Raw genomic sequence first — 519 nt, forward strand, 5'->3', positions numbered from 1 at the left:
ATACTCATTTGCAATCCTTGCAATACTTTTTAACAATGCGTTCGACCTGTGTATTATAATCTGAGCCATAGCCTGTGCCATAATAAAACATTCTAATACAACCTTTAAAATTTATAAATTTTGGGTTTCCTTTGTGAATATTATAAAATTCTTTCTCACTTTCAATATATTGCTTTAACTCCTCAAATGCAGCCTTTGCATCCATTATTTTTACTTTAGAGTTAGTGGGGTCAAGTGATAAACGAAAAAGCTCTTTTTCAATCTCATTCTCATCATCTATTTCTATACAATAAGATAATCCTAGCCAACCCAATTCTGTTGCCTTTCTATAATAATCCATAAAAATTGTGTTTTGTTCCTCTGCATATAAACTAAAAGAAAAAACTAAGAACATTGTAATCATAACTAACTTTTTCATTTTAACTCCCAAAATTGAAAATCTACTACCCCATATTCTCCATTCAAATAATTCTTACTTATTTCAAAATCTTCAAATTGTTTTTTATCTCCATTCCATAA

General features: G+C 28.7%; 1 protein-coding gene. It reads right to left on the reverse strand.

Translation table 11 applies throughout. The features are described 5' to 3' along the window. Window positions 1–4 precede the first annotated feature (4 nt). Window positions 5–418, reverse strand: coding sequence for a hypothetical protein (locus CQA44_RS12295; protein WP_115547443.1), 414 nt, complete (start codon window positions 416–418; stop codon window positions 5–7). Window positions 419–519 lie beyond the last annotated feature (101 nt).

The organism is Helicobacter sp. MIT 14-3879 (assembly GCF_003364125.1).